The sequence below is a fragment of the Pengzhenrongella sp. genome, assembly GCF_036565025.1.
Classification (GTDB): domain Bacteria; phylum Actinomycetota; class Actinomycetes; order Actinomycetales; family Cellulomonadaceae; genus Pengzhenrongella.
On the sequence record NZ_DATCNW010000279.1, the window covers coordinates 1 to 6,818 of the forward strand.

Here is a 6,818-nt window from a genome sequence, read left to right on the forward strand (position 1 = left end):
GGACATGGCCGCACGGGACGGGCTCCGCGCGCTGACCACGGGGCCCTGAGCCCCGTTTAGGGAGCGTCGGGCAGGGACTCGAGCCAGGCCTGGGCGGGGCCGGCGAGAATCCGGTACCCGCCAGGAGTCCGTTTCGCGGACAACGGCGGCGGGAACACCCCGTCGTCGACGGTCTTGCGGATCGCGCGGCGGATCGTCTGCGTCGAGAACCCGAGCCACGCGGCCGCCGTGTTCAGGTCAGCCGATCCCCACGGGGGCGAGGAGGTCACTGCGCAAGGCTAGCGAGCCTGCCCCCGCTGGGAAGGCCTCAGTGTGCGCGGAGCTGATCGTTCTCCCCGGCGATGGCCAAGCGGTACTCGGCTGCCCGCGCGAGGATCCACTGGCCGAGCATCTCGAGTTGCTCGGGTGTCAGCGCCTCGAGACTGTCAGCCAGAACGTAGATCTGTGTCGCCTTCCCGCCGTCGCGCGTCAGGGCGGTGATGAACCGCTGAGGCCCTTGCGACGGGAACGCCGGCGGGAACTCCACCGACACGTCGTCGCTCGAGTAGAGCTTCTTCCCGTCGATCTCATCAACGTTCGTGTCGGTGGCCCAGGCGGGCTTGATCGTTGCTGTGCTCATGTGGTTCGTTCCCCCAACGGATTGTTGTGTTGCTGCTGATAGTGCGCCCCACCGTGTTGGCCCGGGGCCTATTTGGCCCCCCTGGGTTTCTGACCTCGCCCCCTTGACTGTGTCAAGCCCCCCTCCTCACTCTGGGTCTTCACCCTTGACCGTGTCAAGGGCTCACGTACGATTGGATCCATGGACTTGGTCGGAATCACCGAGATCGCCCGGATGCTCAACGTCAGCCGGCAACGAGCGCACCAACTGGCGCAGACCGAGGGCTTCCCGGCGCCCGCTGCCGAGCTCTCGAGCGGGCGCGTGTGGGAGACCGCGGGCGTCGAGGCTTGGGCGCTCGCTAGCGGTCGGCGGGCATCCGCCGTGGCCGGATCTGAGGAGAGCTAGTCCGCAGAAAGTCCGCAAGACGTCCGCAGGAGGCCAACACCTACCAACGGTCGGAACGAGTATCCGTGCAGGTCAGAGCCGCTAGTCCCCTGTGGTCATCGCCTACCAACGGAGCGGGCCGAGTTCGAGCTCTACTTCGACTGCTGATCGTCGTATGGGCCGCTGACCCCGGGTAACGGGTTCACGAGGTCTGTGTAGTCCGTCCCACAAAGAGTCCGCCCGCGCTGCAATCGCTGCTCCGACAGTGGCGCGGGCGGACTTTTCTGTGTCTCGACGCAGAAGTTCTCCTTCTCTAGGCATTTTATTGCCTCATAGTGCGCTACGAGGACTTATAGTGACTACGGAGTTGCTTGAGAGGAGGACCTGTTGAAGAGGACGCGGACGCACTCGGCGCCCACGATGGACGCCGTCGGGGCACTCGGCGCACAGATCGCTGCGGCTCGACGGGAGCGGCGCTGGACGGTCGCCGACCTCGCCGAACGCGCCGGCATCGCGCCGGCAACTCTGCGGGGCGTCGAGCGCGGCGCCCCGACTGTCGCGATCGGGGTGGTCTTCGAACTCGCCACGCTCCTGGGAGTCCCCCTGTTCGGGGTGGCCGCCCGAGACCTTGCGGGTGTGCGGGCCGTTACCGCGGACCGCCTGAGCCTGCTCCCGCACAGGGTGCGCGGACGGGCGGACCGCGATGACGACTTCTGAGGCTCCGGGTACTGCGTACGTGTGGGCCTGGCTTCCCGGAGCCGCCGAACCCGTCGTCGCCGGCCGAATCGACGCTGACGGACCGGTCCACACGTTCACGTACGGGCGGTCCTACCTCGAGCGACCCGACGCGATCTCGTTATACCTGCCCGAGCTTCCCCTGCGGCGCGGCACCCAGCGGCCCGTCGCAGACCTTGACATCGCCGGATGCCTCGCTGACGCGGGCCCGGACTCGTGGGGGCAGCGGGTCATCCTCGCCCGACACCTCGGCCACCTCGGCGACCGTTCGGACACCGGGGAGCTGAGCCGCCTGACCTATCTGCTCGAGTCCGGCTCGGACCGCATCGGAGCCCTCGACTTCCAGACCTCAGCGACCCGGTACGAGCCTCGCACGGGCCAGGGGGCTTCCCTCGAGGACCTTCAGAACGCCGCTGACGCGATTCAGGCCGGTCAGGCACTGCCGCCGTCGCTCGCGGATGCGCTGGTGCGGGGCACGTCCATCGGCGGCGCGCGCCCCAAGGTGCTACTCGCGGACGGCGACCGGCGTCTGATTGCGAAGTTCTCCTCCACGACCGATCCCTACCCGGTCGTGAAGGCCGAGGCCGTCGCGATGGACCTCGCCCGCCGCGTAGGGCTCAAGGTGCCCTGGACGGACGTGGGAACGGTCGCAGGCCGCGACGTGCTGCTGGTCGAGCGGTTCGACCGACCAGCCGGCGGTGCGCGGCGGCTGATGGTCTCCGCGCTGACGATGCTCGAACTGAGCGAACTGACCGCTCGATACGCCTCGTACGCCGACCTTGCGGACCTGGTCCGGGCCCGGTTCACTGAACCCGGTGCAACGCTGCGCGAGCTGTTCACCAGGATCGTGTTCAACATCGCCGTCGGGAACATCGACGACCACGCTCGCAACCACGCCGCGTTCTGGAACGGCAGCGAGCTGACCCTCACGCCGGCCTACGACCTGTGTCCCCAGGTGCGCTCGGGCGACGAGTCCGCCCAGGCGATGGCAATCGACCGCGACGGGGCCCGGGCAGCTCGGTTCGCCGTGTGCCACAAGGCGGCCCCGGTCTACCTGCTCTCGGCCGCGGAGGCTTCGAGCATCACCGAGCACGTCGTGACCACTATCCGTGAGCAGTGGCACGAAGCCGCCGACGCGGCCCGCCTCACCGACCTCGAGCGTGCCCGGTTGTGGGGCCGGCAGATCCTCAACCCCTCGGTCTTCTACATCTGACCGGCGTTGCCCGACGGCGGCACCTATCGCATGAACGCGCGCAGCGCGTCCCGGCCCAGTGACATGATCACCGCAGGGTGCGTCCGACGAGGAAGGTCCACCCGCGCTTCAAGATTGACCTGCCGCGGGATGGTCGTGGACGGTGTCGGCGAAGGCCTGCGCCGATCGAGCGTGGACGCCATGGGCCACCCCATCGACGTCACTCGTACAGTCACCCCATGGGCACACCAGCACGCGACCGGTTGGCGCACTTGCTCGCAGGGGATCAGGTGGTCGGATCGGACACAGCCATGCTCCGCCTGCCGGGCGACGCCCTCACGTTGCACGTGGCGGACGTCGGCCCCATCACGCTCCCAGTGCGGGCAGCCCAAGCGAAACGCCTGATCGCGGCGGCCCGCCCCGCCCTTTTCGGCCACGGCGAGGAGACACTGAGCGACACGTCCGTCCGCGACACCTGGGAGCTGACCCCCGACCAGGTCACTCTCGCAGGCGCGAGCTGGGACGCGCATCTCAGCACGGCCCTGGCGCACTTCCGCGACGAGCTCGGCCTCCCCGCGAGCTCGTCGCTGCGCGCCGAGCTCCACTCGCTGCTCGTCTATGGCAAGGGCCAGTTCTTCCTCCCCCACCAGGACTCCGAGAAGCACGACGACATGGTCGCGACCCTGGTGGTGTCACTGCCCTCGGTGCACAGTGGCGGCGAGCTTGTCGTCGATGACGGCGGCACCGAGCGCACCTATCGCGGCTCCGGTGACGACCTCGTCCTCGTCGCGTTCTACGCCGACCGTCGACACGAGGTCAAACCGGTCCGGTCGGGATACCGCGTCACCATGACCTTCAACCTCATGCTCACTGGCCCGACGCCGACCTCCGACGCAGGTCCGGTCGAACAGGCCGCTCGTCACCTGACCGAACACTTCACATCGCGGGCAACCAGTCAGTACGGCGGGCGCGATCTCGGCGAGCCGACACGTCTGGCCTTCCTGCTCGACCATGAGTACTCACAGTCCGGGCTGAGGTCCAACCGTTTCAAGGGCGCCGACGCCGACCGCGTGACGGTGCTCCGGGAAGCGGCCGAGCAGTCCGGATGCGAGACCGTGCTCGCCCTCGCCGAGATCAAGGAGACCTGGGACGCGCTACCGGCCGGGGAGTCGTGGCGCTACGGCGGGTACGACGACCCGGAGGATGACCCCGAGGACGACAGTGCCTACGTCCTGAACGAACTGATCGACGACGAGATCACGCTCGGCTGGTGGATCTCCCCAGATGGCTCCGGCGCGGAGACGATCAATCTCCCCCTGGGCGATCACGAGGTCTGCGCCGTCACGCCCTCGGCGTCGCTGACGCCGTACAACTCCGAGTACGAGGGCTACATGGGTAACTACGGCAACACCGTCGACCGGTGGTATCGCCGGGCTGCGGTGGTGGTGTGGCCCAAGGAGAAGTCTTTCGCAGCACGCGCCGAGGCAGGATCGGCATGGGCGCTGCAGACGTTGCTCAACCGAATCGACGTCGGCGAGCTCGAGGGCGCCAGGTCCGACGCCGCGTCGCTGGAGCCGTTCTGGCGCCACCCCGAGGCACACGCACTCACGCCTGCCCTTGAGGTCGCGGCCGGTCTGCACGACCCACTGGCCGCGAGAGTGGTGCTGGCGCCGTTCCATCTGGAGATGCTGAGCGCCGACCACACCCCGCTCCTGGCGGCAGTCGCCCGCGTGTACGGCGACCCGTGGGTGCGGGATCTCGTCGGCGGCTGGGACTCCGCGCGCCGGTTCGGAGAACTGGAGCGGACCAACTGGATCGGCGACACGTTGCTGCCGCTGTCCCAGTCGTTGCGGGCGAGCGATGCGGCCCCGCTGTTGACCGCCACGTCAGGTGATCATGGCGGCGTCACTGCTGGTGATGATGGTTTTTGGGCAATAGTGAACCCCGCCGGTGTGTGACCGGCGGGGTTCGTGGTCGTGGTGTCGCCTTGGTGGTCAGTCTGTCGTGACCTCGGTGACGGCGGCTCGGGCGGAGGACTCGTCGACGATCGTCTTGTTGGTCGCGTAGGCCGCGACGAGGGATTGGACGGCGAGGTTGTTCACGGCTCGCGGGAGGCCGCGGCTGACCTGGTGGATCAGGGTGGTGGCGTCGTCGCTGAACAGGGTGTCGGTCCGCCCGGCGAGCCCCAGGTGGTGGGTCAGGTACGACTTGGTCTCCTCGGGCAGCATCCCGCTCATCGCGTAGCGCAGGGCGATGCGTTGGTCGAGGGCGGCGAAGGTGCCGAGCTTGATGCGCCGGCGCAGGGTGGGTTGCCCGACGAGCAGGCACGCGAACGGGCTGTGACTATCCATTTCCGAATTCGTCAACAGACGGAGCTCCTCGAGTTGGTCGGCTCCGAGGAGGTGGGCTTCGTCCAGGACGAGCACGACGCCGCGGCCGCGTTCGTGTTCCTCGGCGGCGAGCATCTCGGCGGTCTGCGGGATCAGGGACGCTTTGTGGAACCTGGGGGTCCCGCCCAGTGCGGTGACGATCCCGGCGTAGAGGCCGCGGGCCCCGACGGCCGGGTTCGCGAGGTAGATCACGGTGGTCCGGCTGGCGTCCAGTCCGGCGAGGGCGGCGCGGATCGCGACGGTCTTGCCGGCGCCGACCTCCCCGGTGATCACCCCGAGGGCGCGTTCACTCACGCACCATCCGATGCGGGCGACTGCTTCGGCGTGGGCGGTGTGGCGGTGCAGCATCTGGGGTGCGAGGGATCGCCCGAAGGGCATCCGGGTAAAACCCCAGTGGGATTGCAGATTCTGGATTGTCATCGCGGGTCCTCGTCATCCTCGGGGTAGTCGTAGTCGGCGGGGTTGTTGGGGTTGTCGGGGGTGGGCTCGGGGGTGAAGCGGGGGAAGCCGGTGAGGTCGGCGAGGTCGAGCTGTCCGGGCAGGGCCCCGGCCGCGAGGTCGCGACCCAGGGCCGCGAACCCGGCCAGCTCCGCGTCCAGCGCGGCGTCTTGTGCCGCGTTACGCGCTGCGTTGACCTCGAACGGCCCGTCGCTTGCCTCGTGGCCCTCGTCGCCGTCGTCGCCGTCGTTGTCGTCGTTGTCGCCTTGGTTGCCGGTGGGTAGGTCGTTGTAGTTGATGCGGGCGGCGAGGTCCTGGTGGTGCTGGTCGGCGATCAGTCCGAGGTAGTCGATGCCCGTGGCCACCGGTGGTGGGGCGGGGGTGGTCTCGGGGCGGGCGCCGGGATGGACGTGCCGGGAGATCGTGTGCGCGATCGCGGTCCCCATCGGGCGCCCCTGGAAGCGGACGTCGAGGTTGGTCAGGTCGAATGGGTCGAACACGACCTCGATGCGGCGCCCGACCAGGGCCGCGTCGACCTCGTAGATATTGCCGTGCAGGGAGAACGTGGACGTCTTCGTCACCATGCGCTGGGCCGACCACATGAATGCCTCGCGTAATGCTGCGGTGGTGGGTAGGACGGGCGGGCCCGCGGCGAGGAACCGGGCCAGGGGTGCTTGGCCGGTCTCGCTGTGGACCCGCGGGTGGTAGACCTTCTCGACCCACCCGGCGAACAGGTCGTTCATCCTGGTCAGGTCCTCGACCGCGTCCAGGGCCCCGGGAACGGCGAGCTCGACGAGGAACTGCTCACGGACCGTCCGGAAGAACCGTTCAATCTTTCCGCGCCCCGCGGGCTGGCGTGGTTTAGAGTGAGTAAGGCGAATTCCGAGGCTAGCCAATGCCCGCAACAATGGCGCGGAAACAAAGGCAGAGCCGTTATCCACGTGTAACTGGTCAGGTTGTCGTGGGGTGGGGCGGGCTGATCCGCGCGAGGCGCTCATCGCAGTTTGAATAGGCGTCCGATTTGGAAGTATCACCATCTTGGTTGATTGAAAATCGGTTCGTCGTGAATTGTGCGGCGTGT

General features: G+C 68.2%; 8 protein-coding genes. 4 read left to right on the forward strand and 4 right to left on the reverse strand.

Going from position 1 to position 6,818, the window contains the following annotated elements; all coding sequences use genetic code 11:
• Window positions 1-56 precede the first annotated feature (56 nt).
• Both VIM26_RS16160 and VIM26_RS16165 read right to left on the reverse strand, forming a co-directional pair.
• On the reverse strand, window positions 57-269 hold the full coding sequence (locus tag VIM26_RS16160; protein WP_331952989.1) for a hypothetical protein: 213 nt from the start codon (window positions 267-269) through the stop codon (window positions 57-59).
• Window positions 270-307: 38 nt separating this feature from the next.
• On the reverse strand, window positions 308-619 hold the full coding sequence (locus tag VIM26_RS16165; RefSeq protein ID WP_331952991.1) for a hypothetical protein: 312 nt from the start codon (window positions 617-619) through the stop codon (window positions 308-310).
• Between the two features lie 180 nt (window positions 620-799).
• Here VIM26_RS16165 and VIM26_RS16170 point away from each other — a divergent pair, with 180 nt between their 5' ends.
• The 4 genes from VIM26_RS16170 to VIM26_RS16185 all read left to right on the forward strand — a co-directional run bounded on the left by VIM26_RS16170 (window position 800) and on the right by VIM26_RS16185 (window position 4,867).
• Window positions 800-1,003, forward strand: a complete 204-nt coding sequence (locus VIM26_RS16170) for a DNA-binding protein (RefSeq protein ID WP_331952993.1) — start codon at window positions 800-802, stop codon at window positions 1,001-1,003.
• 366 nt (window positions 1,004-1,369) lie between these two features.
• Window positions 1,370-1,699 carry a helix-turn-helix transcriptional regulator gene (locus tag VIM26_RS16175; protein ID WP_331952994.1) on the forward strand — a complete coding sequence of 110 codons (330 nt, stop codon included), beginning with the start codon at window positions 1,370-1,372 and terminating at the stop codon, window positions 1,697-1,699.
• Window positions 1,686-2,930: a type II toxin-antitoxin system HipA family toxin gene (locus tag VIM26_RS16180; RefSeq protein ID WP_331952996.1), complete on the forward strand. Its 1,245-nt coding sequence runs from the start codon at window positions 1,686-1,688 to the stop codon at window positions 2,928-2,930. Before VIM26_RS16175 ends, VIM26_RS16180 begins: the two co-directional genes overlap by 14 nt.
• 218 nt (window positions 2,931-3,148) lie before the next feature.
• The gene (locus VIM26_RS16185) at window positions 3,149-4,867 is read left to right on the forward strand and encodes a 2OG-Fe(II) oxygenase (protein ID WP_331952998.1); all 1,719 of its coding nucleotides are present in this window, start codon (window positions 3,149-3,151) and stop codon (window positions 4,865-4,867) included.
• Between the two features lie 36 nt (window positions 4,868-4,903).
• On the opposite strand, the gene VIM26_RS16190 is transcribed toward VIM26_RS16185, so the two are convergent.
• Entirely contained in the window at window positions 4,904-5,593 is a 690-nt protein-coding gene (locus tag VIM26_RS16190; protein ID WP_331953000.1) for an ExeA family protein, read from the reverse strand.
• Between the two features lie 122 nt (window positions 5,594-5,715).
• Window positions 5,716-6,633 (reverse strand): Mu transposase C-terminal domain-containing protein, encoded by a 918-nt coding sequence (locus tag VIM26_RS16195; RefSeq protein WP_331953002.1) that lies wholly within the window; start codon window positions 6,631-6,633, stop codon window positions 5,716-5,718.
• Between the last annotated feature and the right edge of the window lie 185 nt (window positions 6,634-6,818).